This window comes from Mesorhizobium sp. M7A.F.Ca.CA.003.01.2.1 (assembly GCF_003998945.1).
GTDB classification, from domain to species: domain Bacteria; phylum Pseudomonadota; class Alphaproteobacteria; order Rhizobiales; family Rhizobiaceae; genus Mesorhizobium; species Mesorhizobium ciceri.
The window spans coordinates 1-2,107 of record NZ_RZRA01000952.1 but is presented as its reverse complement, the minus strand read 5'-3'; the positions used below and the strand labels follow the sequence as shown (position 1 = coordinate 2,107).

Genomic DNA, 2,107 nt, shown 5'->3' with positions numbered 1-2,107 from the left:
GTTCTGCCCGGTCAGATAGCCGGCGTGGACCGAGCACAGGAAGGCGCAGATCTGGCCGAATTCCTCCGGCGTGCCGAGCCGCTTGGCCGGAACATCGGCGCTGATGCGGGTCTTGCGCGCGGCTGCGGCCTGAGGGCTTTCGACTGTGCCGGCCTCATGCGGGCCGCGCAGCCGGTCGGTGTCGAGCTTGCCCGGCAGAAGGCTGTTGATGGTGACGTTGCGGTCGACAACCGTTCTGGCCACGCCGGCAAGGAACGAGGTCAGGCCGGCACGCGCGCCGGACGACAGGTCGAGGCCGGGAATGGGCACATAGACCGACAGCGAGGTGATGTTGACGATGCGACCGAAGCCGCGCGCCGCCATGCCGTCCAGCACGGCCTGCACGAGCTCGATCGGAGTCACCATGTTCTGGGTAACGCCTTCGAGGATCTTTTCGCGATCGAGCGTGCGGAAGTCGCGAAGCGGCGGTCCGCCATTGTTGTTGACCAGGATGTCCGGCTCGGGGCAAGCCACGAGCAGCGCCTTCTGCACCTCCGGCTTCGAGACGTCGCCGACGACTTCCGTCACCGTGACGCCATAGCGCTCGCGCAACTCAGCGGCGGTTTTCGCCACCAGCTCGGCATTGCGTCCGTTGACGACGACGTCGCAGCCGGCTTCCGCCAGCGCCACGGCGCAACCGCGCCCAAGTCCCTTGCTCGAAGCGCAGACGATGGCCTTCTTTCCGCGGATACCAAGATCCATGACGATTTCTCCTGTGATTTGGCCGGCAAGCTAGTCCTTCGGCTGGACCAATCGCAACCGTCATACGATTGTTGCATGAATCGGGGCATAGGCTCGCGAAAGCAACGGTGAAATCGCGATGTCCGGCCAAGAGCCCCGCACTTTCCGCAGCATGTTCATTTCCGACGTCCATCTGGGCTCGAAGGCGGCCAAGGCCGAGTTCCTGATCGATTTCCTTCGATATCACGATGCCGATATCATCTATCTGGTGGGTGACATCGTTGATGGCTGGCGGCTGCGACGGAGCTGGCATTGGCCGCAAAGCCACAACGACGTCGTGCAGAAACTGCTGCGCAAAGCGCGCAAGGGCGCCAACATCACCTACATCGCCGGCAACCATGACGAGTTCGCCCGCCAGTTCCAGGGCGTGCATTTCGGCGGCATCGTCGTTGCCGATCGCGCCATCCACGAGACCGCCGACGGCAAGCGGCTGCTCGTCATCCATGGCGACCAGTTCGACACCGTGGTCCACAATGCGCGCTGGCTCGCCTATCTCGGTGACCACGCCTATGACGCGGCCATGCTGGTCAACCGCGTGGTGACGCGGCTGCGCCAGCTGCTCGGCCTGCCTTATTGGTCCTTTTCGTCTTGGGCCAAGCACAACGTCAAGAAGGCGGTGAACTTCATCGGCTCGTTCCAGACCATGCTTGCCGACGAGGCGCGCCGTTCGCATGTCGATGGCGTCATCTGCGGCCACATCCATCATGCCGTCATCGAAAATTTTGGCGATGTCCAGTACATCAACACCGGCGACTGGGTGGAAAGTTGTACGGCTGTGGTCGAGCATTTTGACGGCCGCATGGAAATCCTGACTTGGGCGCAGGTGCTGCCCGAGGTGCCGGACGAGCCCTTTATCCCGCTGCTCATCGAGGACCGGGTAGGGCAGGCGGCCTAGTCCGAAGTCCTTTCGGCTTCGGAATCAATCAATTAGTCCAACCGGTTTCGTCCGGTTTTCGTCCATGTTAAGGGATCGATACGCGTTGCCCTCCGGCCGAATACAGCGCGATTGGATCGATTCATGTCCCTGCCGCAGCTCTCGCCCGAACAACTCGTCAAGCCGCGCCATTTCGAACTGCGCATGAGCCTGATGTTCGCGACGCTTTTCGTGCCGCTCGGAACGCATTTGCCGTATTTTCCGTTGTGGCTGCAGGCCAAGGGTTTTCATGCCGAGCAGATCGCGGTCATTCTGGCGGCGCCGATGTTCCTGCGCGTGGTGACGACGCCGCTGCTGACCGCGCTGGCCGACCGTGCCAGGGACCGCGCCGATGTCTATGTCGCGCTGATGGCTGCGTCGCTGCTTTTGTCGGCAGGTTATTTCCTGACACCC

3 protein-coding genes are annotated in these 2,107 nt (G+C 62.4%); 2 read left to right on the top strand and 1 reads right to left on the bottom strand.

The window, feature by feature from the left end:
* Window positions 1-741 (bottom strand): SDR family oxidoreductase (locus tag EN969_RS28145; RefSeq protein ID WP_164758558.1); only part of this gene is annotated, 741 nt, incomplete at its 3' end.
* 118 nt (window positions 742-859) lie between these two features.
* Here EN969_RS28145 and EN969_RS28140 point away from each other — a divergent pair.
* Window positions 860-1,675: a UDP-2,3-diacylglucosamine diphosphatase gene (locus tag EN969_RS28140; RefSeq protein ID WP_082826451.1), complete on the top strand. Its 816-nt coding sequence runs from the start codon at window positions 860-862 to the stop codon at window positions 1,673-1,675.
* Window positions 1,676-1,798: 123 nt separating this feature from the next.
* On the top strand, window positions 1,799-2,107 hold a 309-nt coding region (locus EN969_RS28135), incomplete at its 3' end, for an MFS transporter (RefSeq protein WP_164758557.1).